The organism is Streptomyces sp. NPDC101166, assembly GCF_044768125.1.
In the GTDB taxonomy this organism is placed as follows: Bacteria; Actinomycetota; Actinomycetes; order Streptomycetales; family Streptomycetaceae; genus Streptomyces.
Genome location: NZ_JBIWPF010000015.1, coordinates 149,100 through 166,673, shown reverse-complemented (window position 1 = coordinate 166,673; position 17,574 = coordinate 149,100). Strand labels below are relative to the sequence as shown.

17 protein-coding genes are annotated in these 17,574 nt (G+C 73.5%); 9 read left to right on the top strand and 8 right to left on the bottom strand.

Annotated features, from left to right (window positions below):
• Nucleotides 1–21 precede the first annotated feature (21 nt).
• Entirely contained in the window at nt 22–627 is a 606-nt protein-coding gene (locus ACIRS4_RS26075; protein WP_404200491.1) for a MarC family protein, read from the top strand.
• A 51-nt stretch (nt 628–678) separates the two neighbouring features.
• On the opposite strand, the gene ACIRS4_RS26070 is transcribed toward ACIRS4_RS26075, so the two are convergent.
• Nucleotides 679–1,047 (bottom strand): hypothetical protein, encoded by a 369-nt coding sequence (locus ACIRS4_RS26070; protein ID WP_404200489.1) that lies wholly within the window; start codon nt 1,045–1,047, stop codon nt 679–681.
• Between the two features lie 284 nt (nt 1,048–1,331).
• Nucleotides 1,332–1,484: a hypothetical protein gene (locus ACIRS4_RS26065; RefSeq protein WP_007384531.1), complete on the bottom strand. Its 153-nt coding sequence runs from the start codon at nt 1,482–1,484 to the stop codon at nt 1,332–1,334.
• 239 nt (nt 1,485–1,723) lie between these two features.
• On the opposite strand from ACIRS4_RS26065, the gene ACIRS4_RS26060 reads away from it, so the two are divergent.
• Nucleotides 1,724–2,629, top strand: a complete 906-nt coding sequence (locus ACIRS4_RS26060) for an NYN domain-containing protein (RefSeq protein WP_404200681.1) — start codon at nt 1,724–1,726, stop codon at nt 2,627–2,629.
• 26 nt (nt 2,630–2,655) lie between these two features.
• Here ACIRS4_RS26060 and ACIRS4_RS26055 read toward each other — a convergent pair whose 3' ends face one another.
• Both ACIRS4_RS26055 and ACIRS4_RS26050 read right to left on the bottom strand, forming a co-directional pair.
• Complete coding sequence (locus ACIRS4_RS26055; protein WP_404200486.1) at nt 2,656–3,540, bottom strand: alpha/beta fold hydrolase; 885 nt, start codon at nt 3,538–3,540, stop codon at nt 2,656–2,658.
• Between the two features lie 135 nt (nt 3,541–3,675).
• Complete coding sequence (locus ACIRS4_RS26050; protein WP_404200484.1) at nt 3,676–6,372, bottom strand: DEAD/DEAH box helicase; 2,697 nt, start codon at nt 6,370–6,372, stop codon at nt 3,676–3,678.
• A gap of 498 nt (nt 6,373–6,870) precedes the next feature.
• Between ACIRS4_RS26050 and ACIRS4_RS26045 the strand changes: the two genes are divergently transcribed.
• On the top strand, nt 6,871–7,614 hold the full coding sequence (locus ACIRS4_RS26045; protein ID WP_404200679.1) for a ferritin-like fold-containing protein: 744 nt from the start codon (nt 6,871–6,873) through the stop codon (nt 7,612–7,614).
• Nucleotides 7,615–7,734: 120 nt separating this feature from the next.
• On the opposite strand, the gene ACIRS4_RS26040 is transcribed toward ACIRS4_RS26045, so the two are convergent.
• The 4 genes from ACIRS4_RS26040 to ACIRS4_RS26025 all read right to left on the bottom strand — a co-directional run bounded on the left by ACIRS4_RS26040 (nt 7,735) and on the right by ACIRS4_RS26025 (nt 9,695).
• Entirely contained in the window at nt 7,735–8,004 is a 270-nt protein-coding gene (locus tag ACIRS4_RS26040; RefSeq protein WP_404200481.1) for a hypothetical protein, read from the bottom strand.
• Nucleotides 8,005–8,244: 240 nt separating this feature from the next.
• Nucleotides 8,245–8,472, bottom strand: coding sequence for a DUF3107 domain-containing protein (locus tag ACIRS4_RS26035; RefSeq protein ID WP_404200478.1), 228 nt, complete (start codon nt 8,470–8,472; stop codon nt 8,245–8,247).
• Between the two features lie 157 nt (nt 8,473–8,629).
• Nucleotides 8,630–9,271: a TetR/AcrR family transcriptional regulator gene (locus ACIRS4_RS26030; RefSeq protein ID WP_404200475.1), complete on the bottom strand. Its 642-nt coding sequence runs from the start codon at nt 9,269–9,271 to the stop codon at nt 8,630–8,632.
• 205 nt (nt 9,272–9,476) lie between these two features.
• On the bottom strand, nt 9,477–9,695 hold the full coding sequence (locus ACIRS4_RS26025; protein WP_404200472.1) for a hypothetical protein: 219 nt from the start codon (nt 9,693–9,695) through the stop codon (nt 9,477–9,479).
• 198 nt (nt 9,696–9,893) lie between these two features.
• On the opposite strand from ACIRS4_RS26025, the gene ACIRS4_RS26020 reads away from it, so the two are divergent.
• The 6 genes from ACIRS4_RS26020 (at nt 9,894) to ACIRS4_RS25995 (ending at nt 17,516) form a co-directional block, all read left to right on the top strand.
• Entirely contained in the window at nt 9,894–10,913 is a 1,020-nt protein-coding gene (locus tag ACIRS4_RS26020; protein ID WP_404200469.1) for an alpha/beta fold hydrolase, read from the top strand.
• 8 nt (nt 10,914–10,921) lie between these two features.
• On the top strand, nt 10,922–12,307 hold the full coding sequence (locus ACIRS4_RS26015; RefSeq protein ID WP_404200467.1) for a DUF3152 domain-containing protein: 1,386 nt from the start codon (nt 10,922–10,924) through the stop codon (nt 12,305–12,307).
• Between the two features lie 173 nt (nt 12,308–12,480).
• The gene (locus ACIRS4_RS26010; RefSeq protein ID WP_404200464.1) at nt 12,481–14,229 is read left to right on the top strand and encodes a DUF3492 domain-containing protein; all 1,749 of its coding nucleotides are present in this window, start codon (nt 12,481–12,483) and stop codon (nt 14,227–14,229) included.
• Nucleotides 14,226–15,572, top strand: a complete 1,347-nt coding sequence (locus tag ACIRS4_RS26005) for a hypothetical protein (RefSeq protein WP_404200461.1) — start codon at nt 14,226–14,228, stop codon at nt 15,570–15,572. Before ACIRS4_RS26010 ends, ACIRS4_RS26005 begins: the two co-directional genes overlap by 4 nt.
• A 244-nt stretch (nt 15,573–15,816) precedes the next feature.
• Nucleotides 15,817–16,779: an NAD-dependent epimerase/dehydratase family protein gene (locus ACIRS4_RS26000; protein ID WP_404200458.1), complete on the top strand. Its 963-nt coding sequence runs from the start codon at nt 15,817–15,819 to the stop codon at nt 16,777–16,779.
• Complete coding sequence (locus tag ACIRS4_RS25995; RefSeq protein ID WP_404200455.1) at nt 16,767–17,516, top strand: spherulation-specific family 4 protein; 750 nt, start codon at nt 16,767–16,769, stop codon at nt 17,514–17,516. Before ACIRS4_RS26000 ends, ACIRS4_RS25995 begins: the two co-directional genes overlap by 13 nt.
• Nucleotides 17,517–17,574: the final 58 nt, after the last annotated feature.

Sequence of the window (17,574 nt, the reverse complement as noted above, 5' to 3'; positions counted from 1 at the left end):
TCGCGCAAGGCCTCCCTACCGATGTTCGACGTCGCCGTCTTCGGCTCCCTGTTCCTCACCCTGTTCGTCATCATGGATCCCCCCGGCATCACCCCGATCTTCCTGGCCCTGACCTCGGGCCGCCCGGGCAAGGTGCAGAAGCGGATGGCGTTCCAGGCCGTCTGCGTGGCCGGCGGCGTGATCACCGTCTTCGGGCTGCTCGGCCACCAGATCCTGAACTACTTGCACGTGTCAGTGCCCGCGCTGATGATCGCGGGCGGACTGCTGCTCCTGCTGATCGCGCTCGACCTGCTCACGGGCAAGTCCGACGAGCCCAAGCAGACCAAGGACGTCAACGTCGCGCTGGTGCCGCTGGGCATGCCGCTGCTCGCCGGACCGGGCGCGATCGTGTCCGTCATCCTCGCCGTGCAGAAGGCCGGCAGTGTCGCCACGCAGGTGTCGGTGTGGGCGGCGATCCTCGCCATCCACGTCGTGCTGTGGCTGGTGATGCGCTACTCGCTGCTGATCATCCGGGTCATCAAGGACGGCGGCGTGGTCCTGGTGACACGGCTCGCGGGCATGATGCTCTCCGCGATCGCCGTGCAGCAGATCATCAACGGCGTCACCCAGGTCGTCCAGGGCGGCTGACGCGGGGTTGCGGCACGGCCGATCCGTGCGGCCGGCGCGCTCAAGGCCCCCTCAGGCCTCGTGGCGATCGGAGTGGGCGCGCAGACGCTGCCAGCAGCGGTGCACATGGCGCTCGGCCTCCAGCACGGCCGATTCGGCGGGGCGGCCGTCGCCCTGGGGCGCCGAGATGTGCGGGGTCGCGGCCGGGGTGTGCGTGCGTCGCACCGAAGCGGGCGGCGGGCTCCCGGGGCGGGACCGGGCAGCCGGCTGGTCGTGGCGGGCGGGAGCCGTGGGGGAGGCCGCGACGCGCCACCCGCCCCTGCGTGCGGCGCCGACCGCCCGGCGCCGCGCATAGGGGCGCGTGGCCGCGAACCGTGCCGCCAGGATGACGCCGGTGGCGGCCGCCGCGGCCAGAGCGGGTTCCGCGTGGTGTACGAGCACAGGGAGAGAGCCTTCCCGTGAAGTGGCGGTCGGGGCGGCGTGGGACGCCGGGTGCTCATCAGGTACCCGGGCCGGACGGGATCACCCCGGGCGACTTCCTCACTCTCGCTCCCTCGCGCTCCCGAGGATTTCCGACCCGCCCACCTTCACCCGTTCGGGTGAACTCCGGATGCGGCCCCCGCGGCCTCGGCCGGACATGGGTGGAGCCCCGCGCGGCGTCATGTCGACGCGGTGCGGGGCTCCGGAACGCATGTGAGGGGCGCCCGTAGAGGGGGGTCGAGGTGCTACGAGGCCGAGGTGTCGGCCGGACGGATCCACAGTCGCTGCCCGATGGCGGCGGCCTGCTGAACGATCCGGTTGACGGAGGCGGCGTCCACGACGGTGCTGTCCACGGGCGTGCCGTCGACGTCGTCGAGTCGCATGATTTCGAAGCGCATGGTGGCTTCTCCCTTCGTCTGGTCATCCTCCTGAGGAGAACTACTGATGTGAGGCCCACGGGACGACGGTGCCCCCTGTTCCATACGTATTCAACGCGGCGCTTGTTACGAACATTCCCTACGCTAATAAAATTTTTCGAACGCCTAACTACCGACGGGTAGGCCGGGTCGTCGCGATGAAACGGGACCGGACGGGACTGAACGGGATCGGTTGTGTTCGTAACGTGACCGCCGAGAGAATGGAAGGGATGAACGACGACCTGACGGCCCTCGCCGCCCGTATCGACCGCACGAACGAGCTGCTGACGCGCATGCTCGCCGAGGTGGCGAAGACGCCGTCGACGCACGCGATCTTCGTCGACGCCGGTTATCTGTATGCGGCGGCGGGCCGGCTGGTCGCCGGGACCGAGGACCGAAGGGCATTCGACCTGGACGCCGAGGGCCTGATCGAGGCGCTCATCGACCGGGCCCGCACGATCTTCGCCGACAGCCGGCTGCTGCGGGTCTACTGGTACGACGGCGCCCGGCGTCGCATCCACACCGCCGAGCAGCAGTCCATCGCCGAGCTCCCGGACGTCAAGGTCCGGTTGGGCAACCTGAACGCCAACAACCAGCAGAAGGGCGTCGACTCCCTGATCCGCACCGACCTGGAGTCCCTCGCCCGGCATCGCGCCATCAGCGACGCGGCGCTCCTCGGCGGCGACGAGGACCTGGTCTCGGCGGTGGAGGCGGCCCAGGGGTACGGCGCCCGGGTCCACCTCTGGGGCATCGAGGCTCCCGAGGGCCGCAACCAGGCCGAGCCGCTCCTGTGGGAGGTCGACAGCCAGCGCACCCTGGACCTCGACTTCTTCAAGCCGTACGTCTCACGGCGCACCGCCCCGGCGTACGAGCCGGCCGGCGTGCAGCGGCCCACCCGCGAGGAGGTCCGTTTCGTCGGCGCGCAGATCGCCGCCAAGTGGCTCGCGGCGCGCGGCCGGGAGTCCCTGGCGGATCTCCTGCCCGGCCACCCTTACCTGCCCGGCTCCGTCGACCAGGACCTCCTGGTGGAGGCGGAGGGAATCCTGCAGTACTCGCTCCGCGGTCAGGCGGACCTGCGGCGCGTACTGCGGGACGGCTTCTGGGAGCACCTTCAGACGCAGTACTAGCTGCCGCCGGACCGGCGGCAGCCCCGTCAGTGGTCCGGGCGCCGGCGTACGACCTTGTCCCAGAAGTCCGCCAGGCCGTGGGCCGTGGCCAGGGGCTGGTCCAGGTTGGGGGAGTGCTCCGCGCCGGGGATCACCGTACGGGCCGCGCCCAACTCCACGGCCATGTCGTCCAGGACGCTCACCGGCCAGGTGTCGTCGCGCGCGCCCGACAGCACGTGCAACGGCAGTGGCACGGAAGCGAGTTCGGCGACCCGGTCGGGTTCGATGAGCAACTGGCGTCCGGTGGCAAGGAGTTGCGCCGGCTTGTGGTTCAGCCAGCGCAGCCGCATCAGCATCAGTTCGCCGAAACCCCGTGCGGGGCCGCCGACTTCCTCCGGCGGGCCCATCGCGAGGATCGCCTCCCACACCTCGGGCATCTCCATCACCGCGAGGGCGTCGTGCAGCAGCTGCACGCGCTGCCGCTGCGACTCGGAGATGTGCGCCGGACCCGAGGCGACGAGGGTGAACGAGACGAAGGGGGAGTGGTCCAGGAGGACGGCCGCCCGCGCGACCTGGCCGCCCATGGAGTGACCGACGAGATGCACGGGAGCGTCGAGGGCGGCTGCCTGCGCGAGCACGTCACGCGCCAACTCCACCTGGGCATAGGGGGTTTCATCGCGTGCTGGGCCCTGGGACTCGTTCTGCCCGCGTCCGTCCACGGCGACCGTGCGGTAGCCGCGGGCCGCCAGGGGCTCGTGCAGGAAGTGGAAGTCCTCCTTGCTCCCGGTGAACCCCGGCAGCAACAGCGCGACGCCCAACGGCTCGACTCCGGGCGCCGCCGGCGCGTCGACGACGGCGAACTCACCGCGCGCGGTCCGCAGCGGGTACGCGCGTGCGCCGGGAGGCGGGGTGAAGCTGATCGGCGTGGTCACGGGCTGAGGTTACCGGGATGCGGAGGCCAGGTGCAGAGCGCCCCTCGGCCCGTGGCGGGGCCGCTCACCACGCCGACGGCCCGGCTCCCCGAGGGGAACCGGGCCGTCGGCGGTCGCTGTCGTCGCGTGCGGCGATCAGCTCTCCGCGAGCTTCGCGGCGGCCGTCGCCTTCCGCGTACGCCGCGGCTTCGGCTGCGCCTCGGCCGTGTCGGCGGCGGCTTCCGCCGGGGCGGCCGTCTTGCGGGTGCGGCGCGGCTTGACCTCGGGCTCCTGCGAGACCTGCGCCGGAATGGCGGCCGTACCGGTCGCCGTGGCCGCGGTCTTGCGGGTGCGACGGGGCTTGGCCTCCGCAGCCTCGGCCGTGTCGGCGGCGGCCTCTGCGGGGGCGGCCGTCTTGCGGGTCCGGCGCGGCTTGGCCTCGGCGGTCTCCGCGTCTGCGGCTGCCTTGGCGGCGGTGGTCTTGCGGGTGCGGCGCGGCTTGGCCTCAGTGGCCTCGGCCGTGTCCACGGCTGCCTCCGCCGGGGCGGCCGCGGTCTTGCGGGTGCGGCGCGGCTTGACCTCCGTCGTCTCGGCCGTGTCGGCGGCCGTCGTTGCGGCGGCGGCGGTCTTGCGGGTGCGGCGGGGCTTGGCCTCGGCCGTCTCCGCCGTGTCCACGGCTGCCTCCGCCTTGGCGGCGGTGGTCTTGCGGGTGCGGCGCGGCTTGGCCTCCGCGGCCTCGGCCGTGTCCACGGCGGCCTCCGCCGCGGCGGCGGTCGTAGCGGCCGTCTTGCGGGTGCGGCGCGGCTTGGCTTCGGTGGCCTCGGCCGTGTCGACGGCGGCTTCCGCATTGGCGGCGGCGGTCTTGCGGGTGCGGCGGGGCTTGGCCTCGGCCGTCTCCGCCGTGTCCACGGCTGCCTCCGCCGGGGCGGCGGCCGTGCGCGTGCGGCGCGGCTCGGCCTCCGGCTCCTGCGCGGCCTGGGCCGGGATGACCGGCGTGGCGGCCGTCTCCGACTGGGTCGCCTTACGGGTGCGGCGCGGCTTGGTCTCCGCTGCCTCGGCCGTGTCGACCGCTGCCTCGGCCGGGGCCGTCGCCTTGCGGGTGCGGCGGCGCGGCTTGGTCTCCGCGGGCTCCGGAACGACGACGGCCTCTGCCGCCGGGGTCGCCTCGACGGCCGGGGCGGCCGGTTCCGTCACGGCCGGCGCCTCGGGGGCCGGCTGCTCGGCCGGCTCCGTCACGGTCGCCGGCGCGTCCGACGCGACCGCGTTGCGGCGGGTGCGGCGGCGGCGCGGCTTCTCGGCGTCGGCGGACGCGACCTCCGAGGGGCCCTCCGCCGTGGTCACGGCCGCTTCCGCGGCCTCGGCTGCGGCGGGCTCGACGGCCACGGCGGCCGACGCGGCGACGGCGTCCTGCGAGGCCCCGCCCCGGGTACGGCGGCGGCGACGCGGCGTACGAGGAGACGTCGCCTCCTCGACCGCGGGAGCGGCGGCCTGCCCGGCCTGCTCGGTCCCGGCCTGCTCGGGCGCCGGCGTCCCGTCGACGGTGGCGCCACCCCGCGTACGACGGCGGCGACGCGGCGTACGGCTGGAGCGCTCGCGCTCGGCGGGACGGGAGTCCTCCCGTCCGCCCCGGCGGTCGCCACGCCCGCGCCCACCGCGGCCGCCCGGCTCGCCCAGGTCCTCCAGCTCCTCCGCGTCGAGCCCGGCGCGCGTGCGCTCCGAGCGCGGCAGAACACCCTTGGTGCCCGCGGGGATGCCGAGGTCCTCGTAGAAGTGCGGGGAGGTGGAGTACGTCTCCGGCGGGGCGCTGAAGTCGAGCTCCAGCGCCTTGTTGATGAGCTGCCAGCGCGGGATGTCGTCCCAGTCGACCAGCGTGACCGCGATGCCCTTGGCGCCCGCGCGACCGGTACGGCCGATGCGGTGCAGGTAGGTCTTCTCGTCCTCGGGGGACTGGTAGTTGATGACGTGGGTGACGCCCTCGACGTCGATGCCGCGCGCGGCGACGTCGGTGCACACGAGCACGTCGACCTTGCCGTTGCGGAAGGCGCGCAGCGCCTGTTCACGGGCGCCCTGGCCGAGGTCGCCGTGGACCGCGCCGGAGGCGAAGCCGCGCTGCTTGAGCTGGTCGGCGAGGTCGGCCGCCGTGCGCTTGGTGCGGCAGAACACCATCACCAGGCCGCGGCCCTCGGCCTGCAGGATGCGCGCGACCATCTCGGGCTTGTCCATGTTGTGCGCGCGGTACACGTGCTGCTTGGTGTTCGCGACCGTACGGCCCGCGTCGTCGGGCGAGGTGGCGTTGATGTGCGTGGGCTGCGACATGTAGCGGCGCGCGAGGCTGATGACCGCGCCCGGCATGGTCGCGGAGAACAGCATGGTCTGCCGCTTCACCGGCAGCATGCCGATGATCTTCTCGACGTCGGGGAGGAAGCCCAGGTCGAGCATCTCGTCGGCCTCGTCGAGGACCAGGCACTTGACGTGCTTGAGGTTGAGCTTCTTCTGGCCCGCCAGGTCCAGCAGCCGGCCCGGGGTGCCGACGACGACGTCGACGCCCTTCTTCAGGGCCTCGACCTGGGGCTCGTAGGCGCGGCCGCCGTAGATCGCGGTGACGCGCACGTTGCGCACCTTGCCCGCGGTCAGCAGGTCGTTGGTGACCTGCGTGCACAGCTCGCGCGTGGGGACCACGATGAGCGCCTGCGGGGCGTCGGTGAGGTCCTCGGGGAGGGCGCGGCCGGCCTCGACGTCGACGGGGACCGTGACGCGCTCGAGGAGCGGGAGGCCGAAGCCGAGCGTCTTGCCGGTGCCGGTCTTGGCCTGACCGATGACGTCCGTGCCCGACAGGGCCACGGGGAGCGTCATCTCCTGGATGGGGAAGGGAGTGGTGATGCCGACGGCCTCCAGGGCCTCGGCGGTCTCGGGAAGGATTCCGAGCTCTCGGAACGTCGTAGTCAGGGTGCTGCCTCTTCTGTGTGCGCGGTGCGAGGCGAGCGCGGGGGTCGTGTCGGACCGTGCCGGGGGCGCGGCCGCCTCTCACGGGCGAGCCGTCAGCACACGGGACCTCATCCGACGCTCCAGCGTTCGTACCGCTGAGGGTGTCCCGCCGATCGTCGTACGCGCAGAGCCGTACGGTCAGGGTGGGCTGTCGGGTCGGAGCCGATCGGGCCACCGACCGGGCATCCTCATACATGCGGCCCGTCGAATACTCGGCAGGCGCATTACCACCATACCTTGGATCCGCGCACATGCGATGGCCGATTCGGTCACGTTGTGGTTGTCACATCGACGGGCACGGTCCTGCGCGGCTTCGTCGCCGCACACATCGACCAGGGCCTTCCCTCGCGCGGGGAGCGGGTTATTGTGCGCTTCATGACGACCTCTGACAAGCCTGAGAACGAGAACGCCGCCACCGGCATCGCCGCCCAGGACTGGGCGACGGCCGCCGCCGACCCCCAGTACCGGGCCGCGGTCGTGGACCTGCTCGGCGCGCTGGCGTACGGCGAGCTGGCGGCGTTCGAACGGCTCGCTGAGGACGCCAAGCTGGCGCCCACCCTGGAGGACAAGGCGGAGCTGGCGAAGATGGCGTCGGCCGAGTTCCACCACTTCGAGCGGCTGCGCGGCCGGCTCACCGAGATCGGTGAGGAGCCCACGCGCGCGATGGAGCCGTTCGTCGCAGCGCTCGACGGCTTCCACCGGCAGACCGCCCCCTCCGACTGGCTGGAGGGTCTGGTCAAGGCGTACGTGGGCGATTCGATCGCCAGCGACTTCTACCGCGAGGTCGCCGTGCGTCTGGACGCCGACACCCGCGCACTGGTGCTCGCCGTCCTCGACGACACCGGCCACGCGGGCTTCGCCGTCGACCGGGTGCGCGCGGCGATCGACGCCGACCCGCGCGTGGGCGGACGGCTCGCGCTGTGGGCGCGGCGGCTGATGGGCGAGGCGCTGTCCCAGTCGCAGCGCGTGGTCGCGGACCGCGACGCGCTGTCGACGATGCTGGTCGGCGGGGTCGCGGACGGCTTCGACCTCGCCGAGGTCGGCCGGATGTTCTCCCGCATCACGGAGGCCCACACCAAGCGGATGGCGGCTCTGGGACTCGCCGCGTAGCGCTCCGCCGAATGGCGCCGTCGGGCGCCGCGGGGGCGGGGGAGGCCGCTTCGGCTGCCGGCCCGTGGAGGCTGGTCGCGCGGTTCCCCGCGCCCCTTCGGGGTGTTGCCGTCGCGTCGGCTATGCGGGGGCTGATCGGCGGAGGCCCCGGCCCGTGGGACGCAGAAGCAGGGACAGCGAGGCGGCGGAGACGACCGCCGCTCCGAGCAGGCTCAGCAGCGCGGTGCCGGGGCCGAGCGCGCTGTGGGTGACGAAGTCGCCGAACAGGGCTCCTGCGACGCCCGTCGCGAACACCATGGTGGGTGCGGGCAGTCGGTGGGACAGGCGGTGGAACGCCGTCCACGCGAGCACGAGACCGAGCACAGCGGAGCCGAGCGCTTCCAAGATCATGCGGGTCCCTCCCAGGCGGCGGGCTGTGCATCAAGGTCGTAGCCCGTCTTACCCGTGACCTGCGAAAGGCAATCCTCCTCTGTGAGGAAGTCGTGCTCCATCCGTGGAGAACCGGCCGCCGCCCGGCGGTCACGGCCCGGCAGCCGTCGCCGCCGACGGGCGAGGGCCCGGCCGCAGTGCACGACGAGGGGCCCGGCCGCCGAATCGGAATCGGCTGCCGGGCCCCTCGTCACGCGCCGCCTACAGGGTGCCGAAGCCCACCTTGCGCGGGGCGGGCTCGCCCAGCTCGATGTAGGCCAGGCGGTCGGCCGGGACCAGGACCCTGCGGCCCTTCTCGTCCACGAGGCTGAGCAGCTGCGACTTCCCCGCCAGCGCCTCGGAGACGAGGCGCTCGACCTCCTCGGCGCTCTGACCGCTCTCCAGAACGATCTCGCGGGGCGCGTGCTGCACGCCGATCTTGACCTCCACGGCTATGTCCCTCCGACGGTCAGTGGTGCGCGGGCGTCCGCGCCGTACGCTGCACACATTAGCCCGGTGAGGGGACGGGTAAGCCGCGGCCGTCCACGCCAGGAGCGAACAGCGGACGGGAACAAAGAGCCGACGGCCCGCACGCGGGCGTGTGCGCTCAGTGCTGCTCGATGCCGTGCAGCGGGAAACCGGCGATGCCCCGCCAGGCCAGCGAGGCCAGCAACTGCACCGCCTGGTCACGCGGGACGGTACGGTCGCTGTGCAGCCAGGAGCGGGCCACCACCTGGGCCAGACCGCCCAGTCCCGAAGCCAGCAGCATCGACTCTGCCCGCGAGAGGCCGGTGTCCTCGGCGATCACGTCGCAGATCGCCTCGGCGCACTCGTTGGTCACCTTGTCGACGCGCTCGCGCACCGCCGGCTCGTTCGTCAGGTCCGACTCGAAGACCAGCCGGAACGCGCCGCCGTCGTCCTCCACGTACGCGAAGTAAGCGTCCATCGTGGCGCGCACGCGCTGCTTGTTGTCGGTCGTCGAGGCGAGCGCGCCCCGGACCGCCTGGATGAGCGACTCGCAGTGCTGGTCCAGCAGCGCCAGATAGAGGTCGAGCTTGCCTGGAAAGTGCTGGTAGAGCACCGGCTTGCTGACGCCGGCGCGCTCGGCGATGTCGTCCATCGCGGCAGCGTGATAGCCCTGCGCGACAAAGACCTCCTGGGCGGCGCCCAGCAGCTGGTTCCGTCGGGCACGGCGCGGCAAGCGCGTGCCTCGCGGGCGCGCCGCCTCAGTTTGCTCGATGGCTGTCACGCCGCCTCCCAATGTCGTCCTCATGCGGTGTGCCGCCGCGCGGCCATCGTACTTTTCGGTAACCGTGGCGCGCGCGGTGCGAGCGCAGAATTTCACGGACCGGACGATGGTAAAAGCAGTACAGAACGTTTGCTACCGGTATGCAGTGGGCAGACTGCGCCTCCGTCTCGCCCTGCGCCGGCGGGAGGTCCGTCGGCGGTGCGTGTCAGCGGTAGTCGTCCTCGTCGAGCGAGACGACGCGGGCCTGTTCGACGAGGTCGGCCTCGTTCGCCCGGGCGGGGTCGACGCCCTCCAGGGGATCGTCACGGTGCGGCGTGACGTCCGCGTGCTGTTCCGCGGCGTCGTTCTCCGGCGCCTCGACGTCGAACTCCGAGACCTCGTCGTCGTTCACGAACGTCTCGGGGTCGGTGGGGTCGACGGCCATGGCGGGCTCCCTTCCTACGAACGTCCCTGAGAATGCAGGGGCCACACGCGGGTGCCCTCTCTACGAGCCTAGGAGACACCCTTTTCGGACGCTATGCGATGTGCCCACGAATCGTGCCCTCATCTGCGCGGTCCCCGTACCGCCGGCTGTGACGGCGAACACACAAGTCGCGGCGTGATCGTCTCGTAACATTGCGGCATGTCTTCGACCGAGCTGCCCTCCGTGCCGCCCGCCAGTGTGCTGCCGAAGGCGGTGTCCGTCAGGGTCGCCGAGGGCGAGCGGCTGCGGTCGGTCGGACTGCCGGGCGTCACGCTGAAGATCCGTTCCAGGCCGCCCGCGCGCGAGGGGCTGGAACCGGCGCTGTACGTGCACGGTCTCGGCGGCTCCTCGCAGAACTGGTCCGCGCTGATGGCCCTGCTCGACGGCGTCGTCGACAGCGAGGCCGTCGACCTGCCCGGCTTCGGCGACTCCCCGCCCCCGGACGACGGCGACTACTCCGTCACCGCACACGCGCGTGCCGTCATCCGCTACCTGGACGCCTCGGCCCGCGGACCCGTCCACCTCCTCGGCAACTCCCTCGGCGGGGCGGTGTCCACGCGCGTCGCCGCCGTACGGCCCGACCTCGTGCGCACCCTCACGCTCGTCTCGCCCGCACTGCCGGAGCTGCGCATACAGCGCACCGCGGTGCCCACGGGACTGCTCGGCGTCCCCGGAGTCGCCGCGCTGTTCAGCAGGTTCACCCGGGAGTGGACGGCCGAACAGCGCGTCCGCGGCGTCACCGCCCTCTGCTACGGCGACCCCGGGCGGGTCGCGCCGGAGTCCTTCGCGCACGCGGTGGAGGAGATGGAACGGCGGCTGCGGCTGCCGTACTTCTGGGACGCCATGACACGTTCCGCGCGCGGGCTGGTCAACGCCTACACACTGGGCGGCCAGCACTCACTGTGGCGCCAGGCCGAACGCGTCCTCGCTCCCACCCTCCTCGTCTACGGCGGCCGCGACCAACTCGTCGGCTTCCGCATGGCGCAGCGGTCCGCGCGCGCCTTCCGCGACTCCCGGCTGCTCACCCTGCCGGACGCCGGACACGTGGCGATGATGGAATACCCGGAGACGGTGGCCACGGCGTTCCGGGAACTGCTGGCGCAGACCCGCGCCCCGGGCGCGGGAACCGGGACGGGGACGGCCGTCGACCGCGCCGGGTCCGTGGACGCGGGGAGCTGAGGGGGGACGTGGGACGGCACAGCCGACGGGGGCCGGCGCAGAGCAGCGCGCCGCGAGGAACGACCACGAGCGCCGAAGGGGGCGCTCCTGCGGGTGCGCCCGGAGGGGTTTCGAAGGCGGGCGCGCGGGGCAGCCGCGATCAAGAAGCGGCGGGTCGGCCCGACGGCGGAACCCCCGCCCACGGCTTTCCCAAGCTTTCCGACAGACCCCCTGCCCACGGCTCGCCCATGCTGCCCGAAGGCACTCCCGCGCACGGTTTCCCCCGGGTGGCTCGTGGCGGTCACCCCGAGCAGCGGGAAGCCGGGGGAGCATGGGGTGAGTTGACGGGGCGTCCGGCGCAGGGTGCCGGGCCGCTGATCCCCCGTCAGCGACCGGCGTCCCCGGGCGGCCCCCGGCAGGACTACCTCGACGCATTTGAGGAGGACGACGTCTTCGCCCGCCGCAGGCCCCTGTCCGGCGCCGCCTCCTCGCACACGAGCGGCGACCCGTACGCCTCCGTCACCGAACGGGACCCGGAACCCCGTTCGGCCGACGAGGGCGAGGACGACGTGCCGCCCTCCGGCACGCCCGCGGCCGCCAGGGGCGGCAAGGGACGCGCCTTCACCGGTATCGCGGCCGCCGCCGTCACCACCGTGCTGGCGATCGTCGTGGCCGGACAGGTCACCGACGCGCGTGACGAGGACTCAGCCCGGACGCAGTCCGCCGCCGGCCAGTCCGCGCGCGACACCCGGGACTCCACCGGCCGGGGCGGCGGCCGCCCGGGCCCCTCCGCCGCGGCCCCCGAGGCGGCGCCGCTGACGTACGCGCAGCAGATGGACCAGAAATACCCCCTCGGCGCCACCCTCACCGGCTCGGGCGAGTTCGACGCCGTGCCCGGCATCGACAAGGCGCCCGGCAAGGGGCGCAAGTACACCTACCGCGTGGACGTCGAACAGGGACTGGGCCTCGACGCCGCGCTCTTTGCGCAGGCCGTGCAGAAGACGCTGAACGACCAGCGCAGCTGGGCGCACAACGGCGCGCGCACCTTCGAACGCATCCACTCCGGCGAGCCCGACTTCGTCATCACCCTCGCCAGCCCGGGCACCACCGCCGACTGGTGCGCGAAGTCCGGTCTGGACACCACCGTCGACAACGTCTCCTGCGACTCGGCCTCCACCGAACGCGTGATGATCAACGCCTACCGGTGGGCGCAGGGCTCGCAGACCTACGGCGACCAGATGTACGCCTACCGGCAGATGCTCATCAATCACGAGGTCGGCCACCGGCTCGGCTACAGCCATGTGACCTGCGACAAGAACGGCGACCTCGCACCGGTGATGCAGCAGCAGACGAAGTTCCTGGATCACGACGGGATCCGCTGTCTGCCCAACCCGTGGCCGTACCCGGCCCGGTAGGCCGTCCCTAGCGCGGCGCAACGCGAGCCGCGCGGGAAAGTTACGAGCGTTCACCCCTTTTGGTGGTGCGACGGACAACCGTCCGTCGCGCCACGCCCTCGTCCGCATACCTTCGTCCCGCTGCGAGCCGCCGACAACGGCAGCTCCTCAAACGGGAGATCGGGGGTGCACACGTGCGCATCGGACTGCTTACGGAGGGTGGCTATCCGTATGTGGGCGGTGACAACGGACCCTGGTGCGACCGGCTCGTGCAGGGGCTCGGACAGCACGAGTTCGCCCTGTTCGCACTCAGCCGCAGCGAACGGCAGGACGCCGCCGGCCGGGTCGAACTGCCCGCCCAGGTCCGCAGCGTGCGCACGGCCCGACTGTGGACGACCGAGGACGACGGGGTCGCGTACGGCCGCCGTGCGCGCCGGCGGTTCACCGAGTGCTACGGCGAACTGGCGGCCGGGATCTCCGGAGGAAGTGCCCCGGACGTTCAGGCGGACCGTTTCGGCAGCGCGCTGTACGGGCTCGCCGAGCTGGCCCGCGACGAGGGCTCACTGGTGCGCGCGCTCCGCTCGGAGGACGCGCTGCGCGCCCTGGAGCGCGCCTGCCACGCCCCCGGCGCGACCCGCGCCGCGCGCGAGGCGCGCGTGCCCGAACTGCTCGCGGTGGCGGCCCATGTGGAACGCCTCCTGCGGCCTCTTTCGCTCGGCTGGTACGAGGAGGAGGGCGACGGGACGCGCGGTGAACGGGGTCATGGGGGCCGTGGCGGGGGCGGTCTCGGTGCGGTCGACCTGTGCCACGCGACCTCCGGGGGAGCGGCCGCCCTGGTGGGGCTGCTGGCGCGGCACTTCTTCGGGGTGCCACTGATCGTCACGGAGTACGGTGTGCGGCTGCGGTCGCACTATCTGGGCTTCGCGACGGTGGAGGCGTCAGGGGAGAGCGGCACGCACGCAAGGGGTGACGCACTCGCCTCCGGGGAGGCGTCCCCCGCCGTACGGACGCTCGTCACCGCCTTCCACGGGCGGCTCGCCGCCGAGGTGTACCGCCGTGCCACCTGTCTCACGGCGGGCAACGCGCACGCCCGGCGCTGGCAGGAGCGCTGCGGCGCCGACCGGGCCAAGCTGCGCACCGTCCACCCCGGCATGGACGCCGCCCCCTTCGCCGAGGTGGGCGACTCCCCGGACACCGCCGATCCGCGCACCCTGGTCTGGGTCGGCCGCGTGGAGCCGGCGAAGGACCTGGTGTCCCTGCTGCACGCGTTCGCTGAGGTGCGCCGGGAGGAGCCCGGGACACGCCTGCGGATCATCGGCGCGTCGAGCTCATCGGAGGGCCGGGCGTATCTCGGCCACTGCCGCGCGCTGGCAGCACAGCTCTTCCCGGACGAGGCAGAGGGGCCGCACTGCATCGGCGACAACCCGGTGACCTTCGAGGACATCGGCCGGCCGGGGGCGCCCGGCCTCGCCGAGACGTACGCGGCGGGCGCGGTCGTCGTTCTCTCCAGCGTCGTCGAGGGCTTCCCCGCCGGCCTGGTCGAGGCCATGTTCTGCGGGCGGGCGACCGTGTCGACGGACGTCGGCGCGGTGGTCGAGATCATCGGCGGCACGGGGCTGGTGGTGCCGCCGCGCAATCCGAGGGCGCTCGCCGATGCCTGCGTCGCGCTGCTGCGCGATCCCGAGCGCCGTGCGCGCCTGGGCGCGGCCGCCCGCGCACGCGCCCTCGAACTGTTCACGGTCGAACAGAACGTCACGGCGTTCCACGACATCTACCTGGAGACCGTCTCCCGCACCCCCGTGCACCGCCCCGCGTTCGACGGCTCCGGTGAGCCCCGGCCGTTCGCCGTCCCGGCCGAGGCCCGACTGGCGGGCCCGTGGACGGGGGCACGCAAGCGGGACGCGGCCACGGGGCGGGTCGCCGCGGCGGAGGGGGCACGATGAGCGACCTCGGTGAACTGGACCGCCCCGGCACACCGGCGAGCCCAGGAGCATGGGACGACCGATCGGAGGAGTGGCTCGCCCCCGAGGACGCGGCCTTCGAAGCGGCCCCGCAGGACGCGCCCTCCGAGGGCACGACCCCGCAGGACGATGCTGAACCGCGCCTCGAGCGGCACGCCGACGACACGGGCGCGGCGGGGGAACCGCCCTTATCCGAGCCCGCATCCGCCCCTGCGTCGGCACCCGTCCCCCGTCGCAGCGCCGGCGACCCCGTCAAGGCGCTGATGCACCGTCACCGTGACCTCTGCGAGCGCGCCGTCGACCCTCTGGAGATCGCCGCCGGTCTCGAGGCGCACGGGATGACCGACCGGACCGCCGCCCGCTTCCGGCACCGGGACGTCTTCTCCCTCGCGGAGGAGATGTACGCCCGCGTCCCACGCGACGGCGACCGCCCCGCACGCCCCGCCCTCACCGCCGCCCCCCGCGCACGCTCGGACTGGGCGCTGCTCACCCTCATGCCCGGCGCCCTGTGCGCCGCGACCGTCACCGGACTGCGCCTGACCGACGGCCAGACGCGCCTCTGCCTGACGACCGCGGGCGTCCTCGCCGTCCTCCTCGCCCTGTGCGCGGCGCTGCGCCGCGGCCCGCTGAGCCCGCACGGCCACGCGCACCCCGGCACACTCGGCGCCGCCGGCTGGACCTGCGCGCTGCTCGCCTACGCGGCCCTCGGCGACGGCCTTCTGCGCGCCGCCATGAACGGCGGTCCCGACGGCCTGCCCACCGGGGCGACCGACGGTCCCTGGCCGCTCTCCGTCGCACCCCCGCTGACCCTCGCCCTGGCCTGCGCCCCCGCCGCCTGGAGCGCGCACCTCCTCGCCGTGCGCGCCCGCCGCCGTCTGGAGGCCAGCCGGGGCCTCGAGGAGTTCACCGCCTCCGTGCGCCCCCTGGTGTTCGGCGTGTTCGCCCTGTTCCTGTGCGCCCTCACCCTTCTGACCGGACTCTGCGCGAAGGCCCTCGGCGAGACCGCCGACCACGCCCGGACCCTCACCCTCGGCATGCTGCTCTTCCTCGCCCGTCTCCTCGTCGTGCACGGCTCGCCCCGGGCCCCGGCGCTCCTCCTCGGCGCCGCTGCCGCCGCCGAGACGATCGCCGTGGCCACGGTCTTCGCGGGCCGTCTGCCCGGCTGTGGTTTCCTCGCCGTACCTGTCGAGACCCTCGTCGCCGCCTGGGGGCCGGCCGGCGTGCCGACCCTTATCTGCGGTGCGGCCGCGCTGGCCCTGCTGATCCACGCGAGCCACACGCTTCCCAGAGCGTCCGCCCACGCGCGAACGGACCAGCCGTGCTGAGACCGAACCGCGCCGGTCGCGGCGCCCTCCCGGCCCCGGCCGTCCCACGACCTCCGCGCGCAGCGCCACCCCCACCGTGCACGGACCGCACGACGCACGCGCTCCTCCATCCACGCGACACCCGAAGGAGAGACCAGATGACCACCTCCCGATCCGGAGCGACCGGGACCGCCGGGGCCCCGGCGGCCGCAGGCGCCCTCGCGGCCACGGGAACGACCGGAGCGCACACCCCGGGAGCCGCACGATGAGAGTCCTGCTGATCGGAGCCAACGGCTACGTCGGGCGCTTCGTCGCCGACCGTCTGCTCGCCGACCCGGCCGTCCAGCTCACCGCGCTCGGCCGCGGCGACGACGCGGACGTCCGCTTCGACCTGGCGTCCGGCAGCCCCGGCGCGCTCACCCGCTTCCTCGACGCGGTCCACCCCCAGGTCGTCGTCAACTGCGCGGGCGCCACCCGCGGCGGCGCCCGCGAACTCACCCGCCACAACACCGTCGCCGTCGCCACCGTCTGCGAGGCCCTGCGCCGCAGCGGCTGCGGAGCCCGGCTCGTCCAGATCGGCTGCGGCGCCGAGTACGGCCCGAGCCAGCCCGGCTCCTCCACGGCCGAGGACGCCGTCCCCCGGCCCGGCGGCCCGTACGGCGTCAGCAAGCTCGCCGCCACCGAACTCGTCCTCGGCTCGGGCCTGGACGCGGTGGTGCTCCGGGTCTTCTCGCCCGCCGGGCCCGGCACCCCCGCCGGCTCGCCGCTCGGCCGGCTCGCCGAAGCCATGCGCCGTGCCATGCAGTCCGGCGACGGGGAGCTCAAACTCGGCGGACTCGGAGCCCAGCGCGACTTCGTCGACGTCCGCGACGTCGCCCGCGCGGTGCACGCCGCCTCCCTCTCCGCCGCGCAAGGCGTCATCAACATCGGCTCCGGCCGGGCCGTCCGGCTGCGGGACGCCGCCGCGATCCTCGCCCGCGTGGCCGGGTACGGCGGCGCCCTCCACGAACTCGACGGCCCGCCCGGCGGCCACTTCCGGCCGCCCATCGGCCACCCCCGCGCCGACGCCGACCACGCGGTCCCGGTCGCGTACCCGTACCCCGACGGCTGCGGCAGCTGGCAGCAGGCCGATGTGCGCACCGCCCGCGACCGGCTCGGCTGGCGGCCCCGGATCAACCTGGAGGAGTCCCTCGCCGACATCTGGATGGAGGCCGCGTGTCGTATCTGACCGGCGCCCGGGCGGGCGCCGCGGACACCGACGTGCGCACGGGCTTCGGCGTGCCCGGCATCGCGCATCCCCTCCTCGCGCAGGCCGAGTGGGGCGAACTCACCCGCCCCGGCAGAAGCCTGCACTGGGTCGTCCTCGACGTCGCCGGCGGCCCCGGCGTCCGCCCCGACCCGCACTGCCTCGAAGCCGCCGGCCGGCTCCGCAACGCCGGCGTCCGCGTCCTGGGCCACCTCGACCTCGCCCACGGCGCCCGTGCCCTGCCCGAGGTCGTCTCCGACGCGCAACGGCACGTCGACTGGTACCAGGTCGACGGCTTCCTCCTGGACCGCTGCCCGGCCGACCGCACGGCGCTCCCCGGGATCCGCCGCACGGTCAGCACCCTGCGCACGCTCCGCGACAGCCCCCACATCGTCCTCGGCCACGGCATCCACCCCTACCCGGGCTACGCCGAGAACGCCGACCAGCTCGTCACCTTCTCCGGCGCGTGGAGCGACTACCGCTGGTCCCAGGCGGCCGAGTGGACCGCCGCCTACCCGCCCGAGCGTTTCTGCCACTTCGTCCACGGCGTGCCCGGCGCGCATCTGGAGGAGGCGCTGCGCATCGCCCGCTGGCACGGCGCGGCGACCATCTGGTTCACCGACCGCGGCGACGGCGGCGGACTGGCCGACCCCTGGGAGACCATGCCCGGCTACTGGGACGAGATCGTCTCGCGGATCGGAACAGGTGTCTCGGAATGAAGAAGCCCATGGCAGTGTTACGAGAAGAACAACCGTAGTGATTGACCGACCAACGGAG

Coding starts and splice junctions, on each gene's coding strand:
- ACIRS4_RS26075 (WP_404200491.1), top strand. CDS start 22: ATGTTCGACGTCGCCGTCTTCGGCTCCCTGTTCCTCACCCTGTTCGTC.
- ACIRS4_RS26065 (WP_007384531.1), bottom strand. CDS start 1,484: ATGCGCTTCGAAATCATGCGACTCGACGACGTCGACGGCACGCCCGTG.
- ACIRS4_RS26060 (WP_404200681.1), top strand. CDS start 1,724: ATGGAAGGGATGAACGACGACCTGACGGCCCTCGCCGCCCGTATCGAC.
- ACIRS4_RS26050 (WP_404200484.1), bottom strand. CDS start 6,372: ATGACGCTCCCCGTGGCCCTGTCGGGCACGGACGTCATCGGTCAGGCC.
- ACIRS4_RS26040 (WP_404200481.1), bottom strand. CDS start 8,004: ATGATCTTGGAAGCGCTCGGCTCCGCTGTGCTCGGTCTCGTGCTCGCG.
- ACIRS4_RS26025 (WP_404200472.1), bottom strand. CDS start 9,695: ATGGCCGTCGACCCCACCGACCCCGAGACGTTCGTGAACGACGACGAG.
- ACIRS4_RS26020 (WP_404200469.1), top strand. CDS start 9,894: ATGTCTTCGACCGAGCTGCCCTCCGTGCCGCCCGCCAGTGTGCTGCCG.
- ACIRS4_RS26005 (WP_404200461.1), top strand. CDS start 14,226: ATGAGCGACCTCGGTGAACTGGACCGCCCCGGCACACCGGCGAGCCCA.
- ACIRS4_RS26000 (WP_404200458.1), top strand. CDS start 15,817: ATGAGAGTCCTGCTGATCGGAGCCAACGGCTACGTCGGGCGCTTCGTC.